This is a genomic window from Marinomonas rhizomae (assembly GCF_003315485.1).
Classification (GTDB): Bacteria; Pseudomonadota; Gammaproteobacteria; order Pseudomonadales; family Marinomonadaceae; genus Marinomonas; species Marinomonas rhizomae.
Genome location: NZ_QNSE01000008.1, coordinates 51833 through 67739, shown reverse-complemented (window position 1 = coordinate 67739; position 15907 = coordinate 51833). Strand labels below are relative to the sequence as shown.

Below are 15907 nucleotides of genomic sequence, written 5' to 3'. Positions count from 1 at the left end.
AGCGCCTTGCACACTCATTTATCATAATTTAGTTTGGTACTTAACATGTTTAATAACAAAAGCATTCTTATTACTGGCGGCACTGGATCTTTTGGTCGCCAGTATGTGAAAACACTATTGGCCAACTACCAACCTAAACGACTGGTTATTTATTCTCGTGATGAATTAAAACAATACGAAATGCAGCAAGATTTTGATGCGGGCTGCATGCGCTATTTTATCGGCGATGTTCGTGACAAAGACCGTTTAACTCAAGCTATGCGCGATGTAGATTTTGTCATTCATGCCGCGGCACTAAAACAAGTTCCTGCCGCCGAATACAACCCGATGGAATGCATTAAAACTAACATTCATGGCGCTGAAAATGTGATTGCAGCTGCAATTGCCAATGATGTTGAAAAAGTCATCGCCTTGTCCACAGACAAAGCGGCCGCGCCAATCAACCTTTATGGCGCGACTAAGCTCGCTTCTGACAAGCTATTCGTTGCGGCTAACAATATGGTTGGCCAAGGTCGCACGCGCTTTTCTGTGGTTCGTTATGGCAATGTGGTTGGATCGCGTGGTTCTGTTGTTCCCTTCTTTCAAAAGCTGGTTGCAGATGGCGCTGAATCCATCCCTATTACTCACCCAGATATGACACGTTTTTGGATCACTTTACCAATGGGCGTGGATTTTGTCCTAAAGAACTTTCAACGCATGCACGGTGGCGAAATATTTGTGCCGAAAATCCCTTCCGTTCGCATCATGGATTTGGCGGCCGCTTATGCTCCAAACATTCCGACCAAAGATGTTGGCATTCGTCCTGGTGAGAAACTTCACGAAGTAATGTGCCCTGGCGACGATTCTTTCCATACCTATGAGTTTAACGATCATTATGTCATTTCACCCAGCATCAAGTTTTATCAAGACGATATGGACTTTACTCATAACCGCTTAGGCGAAACAGGTGAATTGGTTGAACCGGGTTATGAGTACCAATCTGGTAGCAACCCACGCTTTTTAAGCATTGAAGAGATTCTGACCTTCGATGACGCATAATTTCATTCCCTACGGCCGCCAATCCATTAGCGAAGACGACATTGCCGCTGTCATCAAATCGCTACGCTCTGATTTTTTGACCCAAGGCCCTTGTGTCAGTGAGTTTGAACAAGCTATTTGCACAACAGTCGGTGCTCGTTATGGAGTGGCTGCAAACAGCGCCACATCAGCCTTGCATCTCGCCTGTTTAGCGTTAGGCGTAGGAGCTGGAGATACAGTCTGGACATCCCCAAATACCTTTATCGCTTCCGCTAATTGTGCCCGTTATTGCAGTGCTGACGTGGATTTTGTAGATATCGATCCTCGCACTTACAACATGTGCGCAGATAAACTGGCAGAGAAATTAGCCATAGCCAAAAGCACAGAAAAGTTACCAAAAGTCGTCATTCCAGTACATTTCGCGGGCCAATCCTGCGATATGCAAGCTATTCATGCGCTATCCAAAGAGTACGGCTTTCGTATTATAGAAGATGCTTCCCATGCGATTGGGGCAAAATACCAAGACAATTATGTTGGCAAGGGGGCATTCAGTGACATTTGTATTTTCAGCTTCCATCCAGTGAAAATTATCACCTCAGCAGAGGGTGGTATGGCCATTACGAACGATGAACAGCTTGCCAAACACATGCGCACTCATGCTCAGCAAGGCATCACCAAATCGCCAGACGAGCTAACACAAATGCCTGGAGATTGGTATTACGAGCAGCACACACTAGGATTCAATTACCGAATGACGGAATTACAGGCGGCTCTTGGTATGTCGCAACTGTCTCGCTTAGATGACTTTATCGAACATCGACATCAGCAATTCAAAAACTATCAAACATTGCTCAAAGGCCTTCCCATTACCTTGCCCTACCAAGCAAATGACAATTATTCCGCGCTGCATTTGTATCCGATCCTACTGCCAGAGCATAACAAGGCAGCTAGAAAAGGCGTGTTTGATATTTTACGTCAAGCGGGTATTGGCACTCAGGTACATTACATTCCTGTGCACACCCAACCTTACTACCAAGCGTTAGGTTTTCAGCAGGGCGACTTTCCTATCGCAGAAAATTACTATGAGCGTACACTGAGTTTGCCGCTTTTTGCTGACCTCACCCATGAACAGCAAGAAAGAGTCGCTTTGATTTTAAAGCACGCCTTAATCGCTAACCGCGTGATGAGTGCCTGAACAATGGACCATGATTTCTCTTCATACAAACCAGCTTACAGAGTGGCGGTGATTCCCGCCCGTGGTGGCTCCCAGCGTATCCCTAAAAAAAACATCCGCTTGTTAGATGGAAAACCCTTGATCGGTTACTCCATCGAAACAGCGATTAGTTCAGGGCTATTCGATCGTATTATTGTTTCTACCGACGACGCGGAGATTGCTTCAATCGCACGGCAGCTTGGTGCAGAAACGCCATTTTTTCGCCCTGCTGACTTAGCTGACCATATGACGGGCACCACACCTGTTATGCAACACGCATTACGCTGCTTAATCGATGAAGGTAAAACGCCAGACCAAGCTTGCTTGATTTACGCGACTTGTCCATTGCTAACAGCCGATGATTTGCAGCAAGGTTTGGCACAACTTGATAGATCCACAGCCTTTTGTTTTTCCGCTACAACCTTCGCCTTTCCGATCCAAAGAGCACTCCACATTCAAGAAAATGGCGAATTAGCGCCAATGTTCCCTGAACATATTGGCAAACGTTCACAAGACCTAGTCGAAGCTATTCACGATGCTGGGCAGTTTTATTGGGCACATACACAAGACTGGTTTGATGAAGACATTTTTGGCCCTAAGTCTAAACCTTTATTGCTACCAAGACATAGGGTTCAAGATTTAGACACCGAGGAAGACTGGCTGCGCTTAACGCAAATCATGGCACTGCAAAGTATGAATTAATGGTTTTTGCTACACGATTAGCACCGTCACCATCAACCAAGCTGCGCGCCATTTTTCTAGCATTTTGTTGCCATTCAATATCTAGCCAACGATGAGCCACCTCTTCTACCAAGAGCTCAATGCGTTGTTGTCGAGCCTCTTTCGATGCATTATCAAATCGAACACAACGGCACCAATCAAGCGGAACATGCTGCTCCAAAGAGCGAGTCTGATTATCTGCCACTTGGGCAAAAATCGTTGGTACGCCCATGCAAGCTAACTCAAACAAAGTACCACCAGCGGCTGAAATAGCCATTTTTGCTTGCTTCATCAAAGGCGTAACGTCCGCCAAACCTTGCTCAAAAGCGATATTATTAATACGACAAAAGCGAATCACTTGATGCGCATTTTTGGCATTAGCACCCAATAAAACTTGAATGTATTTTGTGGGAAAGTCTGACGCTAATAGGGCCGTTAAAATAGGCAAAGTGAGAGCCTGAGGATCGGTTCCCCCTAGGGTAATAAGCAATTGTCGCGATGGCGTTTGGCTTTTTTTTTGCTGTTGAAAAACAGACCTCAATAACGCATAACTACTTCCCGTTAACGGGTATTCAATGTGCTTACAATAATCTTGCTGCAGGGGATTAAGCAGCCATTTGGCGCAGAACTCTCCCCTATCGTTCATATCGTCTAACACTAGGAGGTTTGCTTGATGCTGATAGAGCTGAGTAATATCATCAGCCGTGTAACCATAGTGATCCAGGATCACCAAATCAGCTCGGTTTGCTAACGATAAAAACTCTGTCTTGCTCTCCTTATCAGATTGGCCACCGATAAAACAATCGTCAGGAGAAGCAAAAGCTTGATAACGACGGTCAACCACAAACTGACATTGCCAGCCTAATTGAATAAAAGCATGGATCAAAGCTTGGCAACGAACTCTATGCCCCATGCCGATCTCGACAGAGGCATCGGCTCGCACCAGAAGTTTCACGCCATCATATCCCAAACAAGTGGCTGGCCTTTTTGCGCACCCTTCAGTAATGTTTTACCCAACACGTCAGGCCAATGCTTAGGAGCAAGACCAAATGACGGGCGAATGATTTTAAGGTGCTCTTCAGTCAATATCGTTCCAGCTGGCAAATCTGCAGCCACATAAATAGAACGGCGGTATTTTTTCGCGGCTTGCTCGGCATCTGAACCACCATAAGTGACTGAGCCAAGCGCAGCTTTTGCGGCACGACAAGCGACCACGAGCGCTTTCATCTCGTCTGGTTCCATAGAGAACTCAGCATCCACACCGCCAGCGCTGCGATCTAACACAAAGTGTTTTTCAATCACTGTAGCGCCCAAGGCAGTTGCCGCTACAGCAGCACCTAGGCCTTGAGTATGATCAGATAAACCAACAGGACATCCTGTTTTCTTCGCCAAGTCCGCCATGGTAACCAAGTTAGAGTCTTCTATTTTAGAAGGGTATGTACTGGTACATTTGAGCAATGTTAGCGGATTATCACCAATGGCTCGGATCGTTGCCACAGCATCGGCAATTTCCTCTTCGCTGGCCATGCCAGTCGACATGATAATCGGCTTGCCTGTTCGAGCAACCGCTTGAATCAGAGGAATATCGGTCATCTCGAAAGAGGCAATTTTATATAAGGGAACATCGATGGATTCTAAAAAAGTCACCGCACTTAGATCGAAAGGTGAACTAAACGCGACTAAGCCTAAAGACTCTGCCAATTCAAACAGTGGCTTATGCCACTCCCAAGGAGTCGAGGCTTTAGCATAAAGATCATAAAGATTAGAACCACGCCATAAACTGTCGCTCTCGGACACCATGAATTCACCATGACGAACATCTAACGTCATGGTGTCTGGTGTGTAAGTTTGTAGCTTAATAGCGTCCACGCCCGCTTCTGCTGCAGCATGAATCATGCCTTTGGCGAGTTCAAAATTTTGGTCATGGTTGCCCGATAACTCAGCAATAATAAAAGGCATTTTTTCAAAAATAGCTTCGAACATAGTTAACCATTATAAAAAGTGATGAGATGATCATTACCTTGATCTACATACTCTGACGCTTGCTGGAGCATGCTTGGCATTTCTTCAAGAAATTCGCACCAAGGTGTAAATAAATAGTGGGCACGCGCTACAGTTTCTGCTTCGTCTTCAAACTTGAATAGAAACTGCACAATTAAGAAAGCGGAATACGTGAAAGAGCCAATTAAAAGGTCAAAAATATGGCGATGAACACTCCCTTTTAAGAAATAAATCTGTCGGTGATGAGACCAAAGCAAATCGCACACTTGTTCACGTGTTGTGATAGTTTCATCCCAACCTTGTTGCAGCGCCTGGCTAATTTTGCGAAAGTCATCTACAGAAATAAGTTCATTCGCAGATTGGTCCAATAGCGACTCTAGCGGCTCAGTAAAAAACACATTTTCTAAAATGTCGATGACTTTGGCATGATCAATTTTAGGGTCCATTATAAGCACATCTTCAATGCGTAAAGGAGCCACACCTTCGATTTTTGCCCCATCAGATAAATTAAAGCTAGCAAAATTACGACGTTTGTTTAATTGTCGAGTAAGAGATTCCAACTGAACACGTGAAGTGTCCATAATGCCTGTTGCGTAAATCGTACCGCCAAAGTTTCCTTCGCGTTCGACTAATTTAGCTTCTTGAAAAGTCTGAAAGCCAGACTCTTTGCCATCTTTGTAATAGCCACTATGAACCGAGTGATGACTACCTTTGTCTTTAAAACCATTGTCGACACCAAGGTAGTAAACATTATTAAAACCGAAAAGATGGACATAGGATAAGGCTAAATTGGCAACCACAGGGTTACAGTAATTAAGCTGTACGTATTCTTTAGTATCCCCATGCTGTCGTGCTTGATTTAACATCAAAGAGGTAATCGCTTCACCTGGCTTCATCGCCATTCCTGAGCGTTTAAAACAATCAAACAAACCGGGGTGCATGACATTCACAGACAGTGCCCAAATTTTATCAAGATAATCTGAATCTAAAAACTGGAATTTATCAACCGTCTGCTTCAGGCGCTCAATGTCTACGTGAATGTCTGGCGTCACACCAAGTTTTTTTAGGGTATTAATGGTTGAACCACAGCAAATTAACAACACTTGGTCGCGTACTTCTTTGACCAATTCAATGCCTTGATCAAGCGATGGGCCATTCCCTAAAATAAAAACAGGAATATTACTCACCCATTTTGGTAGCGCATCACGGCCTTGAAAATGCGCCACTTTGGTTTTAGGTAAAGACTTCAACCCCTGCGCAATACCAATTAGGGCATCATCAAAGAAGCCCCAGCCCATCACTTGGCGGGCGTATTGTTTCTTAAAGTGCTCAATCGCCAAATCATTCTCAGGACTACCATAACCGATATGTAAAAAGGTCTCTGGCGCCATAAAATAGCCATTTTCTTCTAATTGATGTAGATACTTTTCAGTAAACTCTTCTGGACTGACACCCAAAAAGAAATGAATCGTGCGGCCATCTCGATTATAGGTTTCTAAAATACTCTGCCACTCAATTGCAAATAGTGAGTAATAGAAAAAGTCTAAATCGCATTCATACAAATAAAGGTGCTTTATCTCGCGCTCAGCAAGAAGAAGTTCAAGTTGATAACCAAATTCTATACCAAACAATATGGCGGAGCCGGCAAATTCCGGCCAACCTTCCTGTGGCTTCAGACCTTTAGATTGTAATGCAACCTGATCAAGAATTTTGTTACTGTAATGAACATGGCGACTCGGGTGATTTTCAGTACGCTCTAAATTTAATAAGGTTTTATTCGGTACAGTTAATGCTCGTGCAATTTTTTTCGCTGCTTGCGCCTTTGGCTCAGTCGAAAAAAGTGGTACGCCAACATCTTCGCGATATAGATTAAGCTCACCGCTTTTTTCCATATAAATATGGCGTTTTTGGGGCTGGTAATTTTGAAAAGATTCAAATATATGAGGCATGACCTGAGAAAATATGGTCATGTTTCTGATGTACCGATCAGTCAACTCTTGATCATGTTCTTTGAGGCGTGCTGCACCTCTTTCAAACAGCAAAGCAAATGCTTCAGCTTGATTAAGAGAGGATAAGTTTTCCTCATTTTGCATTTTTCACGCCTTTGTACTTATTCACATTCTTACGAGTTTTATTAGTTTGGTAGAGTTGCTTTTGCATTTCCGCATGAACATCACGAATAAATTGAATAGCAGACTGATGCACTAATATGAAGTGTTTAATTCGCTCATTATCAGCAACTGCTGACTGTGGCTCAATGGAGCGAATAAAGCCATTATTGTCTTTGCACAGCTGCTGTATTGCTTCTACATCTTTTTCAATGACACTTTGCTCTAATGCGGCACTTAACTGCGTTAAGTGAGACATATCAAGCATTACACCGCTCCCATACGAGCTTCCATTTGATCGTCATAGGCTGCTTGCTTATCAGCCATTGAGATTTGATCCCAAGCGCCTTTGATTTGCAAAATAAGCCCCATAACTTGATCTATAATACTGGTGTCTTTAGCAATGCTTGCTTCGGTAATACGAACTATCATGTATTCGTAAAGCGACTCTAGATTGTCTACAAGCTCAGGGTTAACATCACGATCCAAGGCGTCTCTTAGAGCGTTGATAATTTCACTTGCACGTGTCAGCGCTGCCGCTTTACCTTCCCAATCAGAACGTTCGATACAGCCTTTGCCTAAAGCTAGCTTTTCAAGCGCGCCTTGCATTAAGAGCTGAATGACACGATGAGGGTCAGCCGAGGCTAAATCGGACTTAATTGAGTCCTTTCTGTAGGCTTGGATCCCTTTACTCTTGTACATAAACAACCCCATTAATACGTATTACAATTTAAAACAGTTACATTTTTGATAATACAGAGTTCAAATAACCACCTTGGGAGTTCATTTCTGCCAAACGTGAATCTAAACTTGTAAACTTAGAACGAAGCGACTCTTCATACTTAACCATACGGTCTTCATAAGCCTCTAGCGTTCCCTCTGTATTATCTATCGACCGACGAACCGAATCCTTTAATGAATTTGTCATGCCACCTGAACCGGTGTAGTTATCTAATAAGTTTTCCAGCGACTGAGCTAAGCCATTCTCACCTGAAATCAAAGGGGCAATTTCACTATATCCCCTTTTCATCGCCTCATTAAACTTAGCATCATTGAAACTTAACTGCCCTTTATTATCCATTTTCACACCTAAATCAAAAATGGAAGTAAAGGTTCCAGAGCTACCATGACTACTCATTAACTGAGTTGACAAAGAAGACTGCAAGTTTCGAATCATACTGTTACCGTTTAGAACAGCACCTTTGTCAGAGCTTGCTTGAAGCATCCCAACAATATCATTATAGGAGTCAATAAATTCTTTGATCGTTTCTTGTACTGTTTTTTGATCGAAGCTGATATCTACTTTGGTGGTTTTATCCGTTGGCGCTAGAGCCTCAATAGATAAACCCGCAACAGCATCATCGAACGTATTTGTATCATTGCGGATCTGAATACCATCAACAGTAATAACCGCGTCACGGGCTTCATCACCTAAGGGTGTATATAAACCAGCAAATACACCTTCCGTTGTTAAATTATCCAAAGTAGAAGATGTATTTTTTTCCATCGTCGCGGCAGCAATAATTTCAGACTCATCATCTAGCGTTGAGTCTGACTCTGTGTCCTCAGGAGCAACAACAGCGTCATTGTCTTCCTCAACATCCGCTATATTTTTTGCTTCGTCCGCAGGAATAGAACCATCGTTTGCAAAGTCATAATCATCACCCTCTATATCCAACTCATCAACTTCGTCAGCTGGAGCGTCTTCGACTGGATCATCGATACTAGGTTCATCAACTGGAACATCTTCAACAACCTCTTCAGGCTCTTCTACAGAAGTATCAACGACAGGATTGCCATCAGCATCGGTCACCGCTGAGGAGTTAATGATTTTAAGGGTATTGCCAGCACCTTCGATAGAAGAAGTAGCGGTAAAAAATAGATTGCCGCTACCATCGTCAACCAAATTAGCAGATACACCAAAATTTTCTTCTGACGTATTAATTTGGTTGCGTAGCTCAGATAAGGTTGTACCACCAGCAACAGAAAGGGAGAATTCGTTACTGCCAGCTTTGAAGGTAAGTTGCGCATCCTTTTTTGTAACCACGTCATCCGCAGAAGAAAAGGTGCCTGGTGCAGACATGACACGGCTGCCTTTAGCCAGTTGATTAACATCAACAGCATAAGAGCCATTTGAAGCGGTACTATCGGTAGTAATAGCAATCACTTCTTCACCTTCTGTTTGGGCGATTTTCGCATCACGCCCAGTAAAAAGCTCGTCGTCATTGAGAGCCTTGACAGAAGACTTAAAATTATCGATAGCAGAGCCAACTTTACCCAATGCAGATAATTCAGCTTCATATCCATCAATTTTATCTTGATAAAGTTTAACTTTAGCGTCTTTTTGAGCACTCACCATTTGTTTTACAAGCGACTCTAGATCTAAACCCGACCCTGCGCCTAATGAGCCTACCGACATAACTTTATCTCCTGACACTTCACATTATCTATGATCTATTTAAACCTCACTGTTTACCAAGGTTCCCTTGATATCACTTAGTTGGCTCATAATAGCATCAATTCTATCAGACATTTTAAGAAACTCTTCGGTAGGAATTTGGCGAACCACATCTCCCGTTGTCTGATCCAAGACTTTAACGATATTTTGCGCTCTGTCTTCCGTCATTTCAAAGGTTAAATGCACATTAAGTTGAGACATTTTCTGATTCATGACATCGACATCACGCGGCTCAACGTTTGCAGAAGAATTAAAGTGCTGGGAATCTCTATTGTCTCTATCAGCTTTGCTCGTATCGGCGGTATTCTGTACAGCTTTAGCGTTGGCTTGACGTAATGCGGCAAAATCTTCGACTGCACGTTGCTCTGGCTTTAAAGAGTAATTAAGACCCTGCTTAGAAAAATCACTGGCATTAATAGACATATCAGAGTTCCTCCAAGTAGACAAAAGCCGGGACAGTGTCCCAGCTTTCCGCTACCACTAATTTTAGCCCAAAAGCGACAAAGCAGTTTGTGGACGTTGGTTTGCTTGTGCCAAGATAGATGAACTTGCTTGCTGAAGAATTTGCTGACTTGTTAGCTTAGCAGTTTCTTCCGCGAAATCAGCATCACGTACACGAGAACGAGCAGATGATACGTTTTCAGTAATGTTACTCAAGTTACTAATGGTAGAGCCAAAACGGTTTTGAATTGCACCCAATTCAGCACGTTTTGAATCAACTGCAGAAATCATAGTATCTAGTACATCAATCATACTTTGAGCGTTTGTCACAGTAGAAACAGAAGCAGTGGATACGTCAACCTGAGCAGTCGCTGCACTACCAGACAGACCTGACATAGTAAAACCACCATTACCTGCGTAATCGATAGTGTTGTTAACACCACCATCCGTTAGGTTAAAGCTGATAGTTTGGTTAGAGTCTGCACCTACTTGGAAAATACCAGTATAAGTACCATCCAATAAATTCTCGCCACCAAAGGTTGTATCCGATGCGATACGGTTAATCTCTGTAGATAGCTGACTAACTTCTTGTTGTAGTGCTGCACGGTCTTTATCTGAGTTAGAACCATTTGAAGCCTGGATAGATAGCGTACGCATACGTTGCAACATGTTTGTTGTTTCATCCAATGCGCCCTCTGCCGTTTGAGACAAAGAAATACCGTCATTCGCGTTACGAACAGACTGATTCAAGCCATTTACCTGAGAAGTTAAACGGTTAGAGATAAGTAGACCTGCCGCATCATCGGAAGCGCTGTTAATACGCAAACCAGAAGACAAACGTTCGAAAGATGTATCCAAAGATTTAGCAGAACCCATTAGCTGGCGCTGTGCACTTAAAGATGAAGTATTTGTATTTACATAAAGAGCCATCATAGCCTCCTAGTTTTATTAAATCCTGCAAAAAAGCAGATCGTATAAGGTTTTCGACAAGAATTTGAAAACCTTTAGTCAATTTCGGAATTCTTTTTCCTAAAGGTGGAAAAATACATCCTCAAAAGCGGCAATTAAATGCCTAACTAATTGTTTTAACTAAATTTAAAACAATTAAATTTTTTTGTGACTTTCTTGTCTTTTTGCGTATTTTTCATACAAAAACACAAAAAAAACACAATAAAAGCGCCTATCAAACTCTGACATTGCTAAAAACTGACAAAGCTCAAAAAAGTCTTTGCCATCTAGAACTCCAAAGACGGCAAACCACTACCACAAATGAGGCGCGATCTTAAAAAAACAGCCCATTAACTGCCGCAAAAAAAACAAAAAACACTTACATCACCTTAGTTTTTCTCTAAAGAAATCAACCATCACTTTGAACAATCTTGCTCAATCCTCTAACCAATGGTTTTAAAGAATGCAAAGTTATGCTGCACAACAAAAAACACCATCCACCTTTTGCTGTTTATTACTTCATCTATTCGCTCTTTTTCACCCACAGTGATACCGTCAGCACTCTGACTTTTCGGTCGATAAATAGCCACCCAACTCATGACTGAAATCCAAGTAAAATGTTCAAAAAGCCCCTGCCTTCAATCGCTTTTCCTCAATTTCAAAGCTCTTAACGCATTAACTGACTCAGCCGGAAAAAGACGCAGCTGTGCCGTTCAAAAAAATCAACTTCAATACTTTCCTTGCCAACCAAACCCGTTACTGGCTCTACTTTTTCACCCGCAGGGATACCGGCAGCACACTGATTTCTCGGCCGATAAATAGCTGCCCAGCTCATCGCTGAAATCCAAGTGAAATATTCAAAAGACCCTACTTTCAATCGCTATTCCTCAATATCAAGGTATTTAACGTATTAATTGACTCAGCCGGAAAAAGACGCAGCTGTGCCGTTCAAAGAATCCAATCCAATCTTTTCTTGCCACCTACAGGGATACCGTCAACACACTGACTTTTCAGCCGACAAATAGCCGCCCAGCTCATCGCTGAAATCCAAGTAAAATGCTCAAAAAGACCCTACTTTCAATCGCTAATCCTCAATATCAAAGCACTTAACGTATTAACTGATTCAGCCGGAAAAAGACGCAGCTGTGCCGTTCAAAGAATCCAATCCAATCTTTTCTTCCCACCCACAGGGACGTCAACACACTGACTTTTTAGCCGATAAATAGCCGCCCAGCTCATCGCTGAAATCCAAGTAAAATGCTCAAAAAGACCCTGCTTTCAATTGCTCTTCCTCAATACCAAAGTACTTAACCCATTAACTAACCCAGCCGGAAAAAGACGCAGCTGTGCCGTTCAAAAAATCCAATCCAATCTTTTCTTGCCACCCAATCAATCATTCGCTGGCTCTACTTTTTTACCCGCAGGAATACCGTCAACACACTGACTTTTTAGCCGATAAATAGCCGCCCAGCTCATCGCTGAAATCCAAGTAAAATGCTCAAAAAGACCCTACTTTCAATCGCTAATCCTCAATATCAAAGCACTTAACGTATTAACTGATTCAGCCGGAAAAAGACGCAGCTGTGCCGTTCAAAAAATCCAATCCAATCTTTTCTTGCCACCCAATCAATCATTCGCTGGCTCTACTTTTTTACCCGCAGGAATACCGTCAGCACTCTGACTTTTCAGCCGATAAATAACCGCCCAGCTCATCGCTGAAATCCAAGTAAAATGCTCAAAAAGACCCTGCTTTCAATTGTTCTTCCTCAATACCAAAGCACTTAACCCATTAACTAACTCAGCCGGAAAAAGGCGCAGCTGTGCTGTCTAAAAAAACCAAGAGATACACTTATGAAGCTGTAATCAAAGCCCCTTAAGAAGCGATCTCAACCTAACAAAGTGACTGATAAATAAAGCTCATCTCGAAGCCAACCAAGAACAAAACGGCATAACAATCACTGAATTGCCCAACAATCGCCTTTGACATAAGCCTCAAAGCAGTCAACTCCCTCTCCCCAAACCGCTAAAAACAGTTATAAATCATGTAATTTAGGCAAAAAAAAGCCGGGTGAAAAAATCACCCGGCATAAGAGGCACCTCTAGGAGAGAGAAGTAGCCCATTTTCCGAGAAAAACTCGAACCTTTTGTAAAAGCTGCAGTCTAGTGCCGCTTCACATCATGCTGTTTTATATAAATTAATTACCCAATAGAGAAAGAGCAGTCTGAGGACGCTGATTCGCTTGAGCCAAGATAGTACTACTCGCCTGTTGCAGAATTTGCGTACTAGTTAAATTTGCCGTCTCTTGAGCAAAGTCAGCATCTCGCACACGTGCACGTGCAGCCGATACGTTTTCAGAGATATTACTCAAGTTAGTAATAGTTGAACTAAATCGGTTTTGTACCGCACCAAGCTCAGCCCGCTTAAAATCCACCGCAGAGATCATGTCATCAATAATCCCAATCATAGATTGAGCATTGACTATAGTTGATACTGATGCAGTATTAACATCTACTTGTGCTTGAGCCTGATTAGACAATCCAGACATGGTAAAACCATTATTGGCCTGATAATCAATCGAATTATTTGCGCCACCAAACTCCAGCGTAAAACTGATCGTTTGATTTGCATCGGCACCAACCTGGAAAAGACCTTGGTAAGTACCATCTAGTAAATTGGCACCACCAAATGTTGTGGTTGATGCGACACGGTTAATCTCTTCAGATAATTGCGCCATTTCTTGTTGAAGAGCGACACGATCTTTATCTGAGTTTGAACCGTTTGCAGCCTGAATGGACAAAGTACGCATACGCTGTAGCATGCTTGTGGTTTCGTCCAAGGCTCCTTCAGCTGTTTGAGCTAAAGAAATACCATCGTTTGCGTTTCGTACAGATTGGTTCAAACCATTAATCTGAGACGTCAAACGATCGGAAATTTGAAGACCTGCTGCATCATCTGCTGCACTGTTAATTCGACGACCAGATGACAAGCGTTGGTATGCCGTATCAAGGTCACGACTAGAGTTTGAAAGTAGTCGCTGAGCATTCAGCGAGGACACATTAGTATTTACGTACAAAGCCATTTCTTCTCTCCTAAAAACATTTTTAAAACGAGACAACCTTTTGATTTAATTAGTTATTTGGTTTTTGTCTCTTATTAAAGTTATCGACACATTCGCGCTGACCTTTAATATTTTTTTATACTTTTTTTGATTTTTTTGCATTTTCTTAACCCAAAAAAAGCGGTACTCACAGTTATCGAACTCAATGCAAATAACTTTAAGAATAAAAGTAAAAAAGACGAAAAAACCTAAAACTCAGAAGGAATTCAAAGAGAAAAATAGATCTCTAAAGATCTTTTCTATGAGGTGAACGGTGAACGGTGAACGGTGAACGGTGAACGGTGAACGGTGAACGGTGAACGGTGAACTTAAGATATATGATTAATAAACTGCAAACCAAACGTTTGAGGATCTACTTCTTTCTCTATTCTTACCTCTGTTCTCAAATTCGCAGATTTATTTAATTCAATATCTGACGTTTCTACAAACGCCTTATTTGTCATACTGTAGACCTGACGAACCAAAGAGGGCTGAAAGGATTTATTTAACGTCAAAACAAAACCAATACGACCATTCGATAACAGCACACAAGACCCGACAGGGATACTACCAATGCTTTTTAAGAATACGGAAAGAAGCTGTTTATCAAATGCTAAACCAGATTCTTTTTGCATCTGCTGACACGCCTTAATTGGCCCCATAGAGTGTTTATGAGGTTGTTCTGACGTCATTGCATCATAGGCATCAATTATAGCCGCAATTTTTCCGTAAACTGAGATTTCCAAGTCCTGCTTACCAGCTGGGTAACCTGAGCCATCAATCTTTTCGTGATGGTCAGATAACATTTGATAAACAGCCTTAGGAACGCCATCGCATTTTTGCAATATCTGTTCTCCGAACTGGATATGCTTACGAAATAAATCAAATTCGCTATCCGTCATTTTGGTCGCTTTTGTCACCATCGCCATTGGTAGGCGAAACCGCCCCAAGTCGAACAATAAAGCGCCCAGCGTAATCACTTCCACATAAGCACTAGACAGCTTCATTGCTTTGGCAAAATGAATACCAAGCACAGCCATCCCCATAGCATGCTGCTCTAAATAAATTGAAGCATCTTTTATATGGCGAATTGCCATCAAAGAAAAGTTATTACGACTATGGGATTCAATAAGACGGCGACAAAACTTCATCAGCTCCAACATCTCTAGCTTTTCACCACGTTTAAAACGCTCTACTTGAGTAGACAGTAAAGAGTATCCATCTTGGAATATTTTAAGCGCTGTAACAGTTTCATCATCAAACGAGGTGGGTATTAATTTACTTTCTACGGGGGCTTTCTTAACGAGCGCTGGTTTAACCGCGGACGTCTGCTCAGCCCCTTCTTCTGCTGAGCTATTTGCTGAGGCACTTAAATTGGCGTTCTTGCTATCACCTGTTTCCATACGAGCTTTGTAGCTTAAGATATACTCTCTCGTATGTTCGTTTAACTCTTGTCTGAAATAGCGAAAGAGACTTTGACCTCGGCCATATTTACTACGTAGCTCTTTAGTATTTAGATCTGGGTTCAGTTTTTTAAGGCTTTTAACTGAGCGACCACTGGCAATGGACATACACAGTATTAGCAACCGCTCTTGCGCATCATATAGACGCTCACGACGACCATTTAGCAACTTATCATCAGAAAAATAAGGATCATAAGGTAGAAATTCAGAGTCCAACATCGGGTGCAGCACATCAAAGGCGAGTTGACGCATAGCAACTCCGATAATTCGGTCTTTTCGACCATGCAATTTTATAAGGCTTTTTATGCGCTTGCTTGCAGTGATGGTATCTTTAATCTCTAAAATACTTAGTATTTCGTCTATATCAAAATACCCAACATTGATATCAGCCCCAAAACAAGACTCTATTTTAAATACTGACATCTTTTACCTTATATCCC

General features: G+C 42.2%; 15 protein-coding genes. 3 read left to right on the top strand and 12 right to left on the bottom strand.

Features of this window, described 5'->3' with window-relative positions:
• Window positions 1-45 precede the first annotated feature (45 nt).
• The 3 genes from pseB to pseF are packed head-to-tail and all read left to right on the top strand — an operon-like array spanning window position 46 to window position 2932.
• Window positions 46-1038, top strand: a complete 993-nt coding sequence (pseB, locus tag DFP80_RS11400) for a UDP-N-acetylglucosamine 4,6-dehydratase (inverting) (protein ID WP_113916925.1) — start codon at window positions 46-48, stop codon at window positions 1036-1038.
• Window positions 1028-2212: a UDP-4-amino-4,6-dideoxy-N-acetyl-beta-L-altrosamine transaminase gene (pseC, locus tag DFP80_RS11395; RefSeq protein WP_113916924.1), complete on the top strand. Its 1185-nt coding sequence runs from the start codon at window positions 1028-1030 to the stop codon at window positions 2210-2212. Before pseB ends, pseC begins: the two co-directional genes overlap by 11 nt.
• Window positions 2213-2215: 3 nt before the next feature.
• On the top strand, window positions 2216-2932 hold the full coding sequence (pseF, locus tag DFP80_RS11390; protein ID WP_113916923.1) for a pseudaminic acid cytidylyltransferase: 717 nt from the start codon (window positions 2216-2218) through the stop codon (window positions 2930-2932).
• Here the strand turns inward: pseF and pseG are convergent.
• From pseG to DFP80_RS11340, 12 genes are all read right to left on the bottom strand, one after another.
• On the bottom strand, window positions 2907-3905 hold the full coding sequence (pseG, locus tag DFP80_RS11385; protein WP_113916922.1) for a UDP-2,4-diacetamido-2,4,6-trideoxy-beta-L-altropyranose hydrolase: 999 nt from the start codon (window positions 3903-3905) through the stop codon (window positions 2907-2909). The genes pseF and pseG overlap by 26 nt on opposite strands.
• A complete protein-coding gene (gene pseI / locus DFP80_RS11380) occupies window positions 3902-4933 on the bottom strand; it encodes a pseudaminic acid synthase (protein WP_113916921.1) in 1032 nt (343 codons plus the stop codon). Before pseI ends, pseG begins: the two co-directional genes overlap by 4 nt.
• A gap of 2 nt (window positions 4934-4935) precedes the next feature.
• Window positions 4936-7044 carry a motility associated factor glycosyltransferase family protein gene (locus tag DFP80_RS11375; RefSeq protein ID WP_113916920.1) on the bottom strand — a complete coding sequence of 703 codons (2109 nt, stop codon included), beginning with the start codon at window positions 7042-7044 and terminating at the stop codon, window positions 4936-4938.
• Complete coding sequence (locus DFP80_RS11370; protein ID WP_113916919.1) at window positions 7034-7327, bottom strand: hypothetical protein; 294 nt, start codon at window positions 7325-7327, stop codon at window positions 7034-7036. Before DFP80_RS11370 ends, DFP80_RS11375 begins: the two co-directional genes overlap by 11 nt.
• A complete protein-coding gene (gene fliS / locus DFP80_RS11365) occupies window positions 7327-7761 on the bottom strand; it encodes a flagellar export chaperone FliS (protein ID WP_113916918.1) in 435 nt (144 codons plus the stop codon). The genes DFP80_RS11370 and fliS overlap by 1 nt, the downstream gene beginning before the upstream one ends.
• A 37-nt stretch (window positions 7762-7798) precedes the next feature.
• Window positions 7799-9478, bottom strand: coding sequence for a flagellar filament capping protein FliD (fliD, locus tag DFP80_RS11360; protein ID WP_113916917.1), 1680 nt, complete (start codon window positions 9476-9478; stop codon window positions 7799-7801).
• Window positions 9479-9517: 39 nt separating this feature from the next.
• Complete coding sequence (locus tag DFP80_RS11355) at window positions 9518-9940, bottom strand: flagellar protein FlaG (RefSeq protein WP_113916916.1); 423 nt, start codon at window positions 9938-9940, stop codon at window positions 9518-9520.
• Window positions 9941-10003: 63 nt separating this feature from the next.
• A complete protein-coding gene (locus DFP80_RS11350) occupies window positions 10004-10888 on the bottom strand; it encodes a flagellin N-terminal helical domain-containing protein (RefSeq protein ID WP_113916915.1) in 885 nt (294 codons plus the stop codon).
• Window positions 10889-11349: 461 nt separating this feature from the next.
• Window positions 11350-11505, bottom strand: a complete 156-nt coding sequence (locus tag DFP80_RS20675) for a hypothetical protein (protein ID WP_158601354.1) — start codon at window positions 11503-11505, stop codon at window positions 11350-11352.
• Between the two features lie 68 nt (window positions 11506-11573).
• Window positions 11574-11783, bottom strand: a complete 210-nt coding sequence (locus DFP80_RS20575) for a hypothetical protein (protein ID WP_147243849.1) — start codon at window positions 11781-11783, stop codon at window positions 11574-11576.
• A gap of 1318 nt (window positions 11784-13101) precedes the next feature.
• On the bottom strand, window positions 13102-13986 hold the full coding sequence (locus tag DFP80_RS11345; protein WP_113916914.1) for a flagellin N-terminal helical domain-containing protein: 885 nt from the start codon (window positions 13984-13986) through the stop codon (window positions 13102-13104).
• Window positions 13987-14333: 347 nt separating this feature from the next.
• Complete coding sequence (locus DFP80_RS11340) at window positions 14334-15890, bottom strand: HD-GYP domain-containing protein (RefSeq protein ID WP_113916913.1); 1557 nt, start codon at window positions 15888-15890, stop codon at window positions 14334-14336.
• Window positions 15891-15907: the final 17 nt, after the last annotated feature.